At 39.1% G+C, this 923-nt stretch carries 1 protein-coding gene and 1 pseudogene; both read left to right on the top strand.

Annotated features, from left to right (window positions below; all coding sequences use genetic code 11):
* Nucleotides 1-528, top strand: a 528-nt coding sequence (locus tag R7R78_RS24915) for a hypothetical protein (protein WP_225474473.1), incomplete at its 5' end; no start/stop codon positions are given.
* Between the two features lie 231 nt (nt 529-759).
* A pseudogene (locus tag R7R78_RS24910) lies at nt 760-923 on the top strand (peptidase); the annotation flags it as partial.

Here is a 923-nt window from a genome sequence, read left to right as displayed (position 1 = left end):
GAATCGGCTGAAAACTTCCGAGCGATCAAACTTTCTTTAGGCTCTGATTACACATTCTCCATAGATATTCAGAAAAAAGATTATTCTGTCGATCATTGGGAAGGAATGTATAACGCCAATGAAGACACAATTGTTCTTGGATTGAATACCGATGAGCCCCAAATTTACGCTTACCGAAACAATCACAATACCTTGGATTTAAACGGTGTCACTTTTACTAAAGGGTTATCGAACGCTCTAGCCGGTATTTGGTCAAGCTCTCATGTCTCTGGCGATGGATTGATGGCAAATAACATTAACCACATGGATCTGATTTTGCAGCCTGACTTCGTGTTCTTGTTCCGTGTCTCAAACGAAGCAGGTGAAGAGTCCGTTAAACAAGGCGTGTTTTACACTGAAGACGAGTATTTAGTTCTTTTGTATGAAAACGGCGAGCAGGGCACAACGTACAAACTTAAAGAAAATGAACTCACCATCCAAGATAGTAGTGGTGATATGTATGCCGTACTCAACCGAGTCACACAATGAGTCATTCATATTGTTAATTCTATATATGAGTATTCATACGGTTAACTTCTAATGTTGAGTAAATGTTAATCAGAAAGCGGAGCTAACCATCAAAAAGCTCCGTTTTTTTATAGAAAGACTTGTATTCTGATACCACAACCCATACAAATAGCTTATATCGTGATACCAGTTAAAGGGTTTGAGACCTGTAAACTGGTATTTTTGTAGTTCGACATACAAGGATTTATGGACATGTCTCAAGCTCCCCAGGCGAAATATCGTAAAGATTATCAAGCGCCATCCCACACAATTACTGATATTGATCTTACGTTTGATCTTTACGACAACGACACCATCGTTACTGCACTATCAAAAGTAGTTCAAAAGGGTGAATCAACGACTCTAGAACTGGATGG

The organism is Vibrio sp. 2134-1, assembly GCF_033339495.1.
This window is presented reverse-complemented; position numbering and strand designations above follow the sequence as displayed.